Raw genomic sequence first — 255 nt, 5'->3', positions numbered from 1 at the left:
ACACCAAAGCCGCCGTGTTCGACCTGATTGCCAAACACCCGCAAAAAGGTGACCGCGCCCGCCGCGACGACGACCGCTACCTTTTCCTCGAAGCCATCATCAGCGCGCGCGACATCCTTTATCTTTCCTACGTCGGTCGCAGCATCCGCAACGACGACGAACTCGCCCCGTCCGCCCTTGTCAGCGAACTCATCGACACCATCGCCGCCATGACCGGACGGCGCAGCAAAGAGCTTGCGGAACACTGGGTCGAGC

Annotated in this window: 1 protein-coding gene; it reads left to right on the top strand. The window is 62.0% G+C overall.

The window, feature by feature from the left end; translation table 11 throughout:
• Nucleotides 1–255 (top strand): hypothetical protein (locus tag ACTHS3_RS18210; protein WP_440368826.1); only part of this gene is annotated, 255 nt, incomplete at both ends.

The organism is Neisseria sp. P0009.S007 (assembly GCF_051962515.1).
The sequence above is the reverse complement of the archived record's forward strand: the minus strand, read 5'-3'. Positions and strand labels throughout refer to the sequence as shown.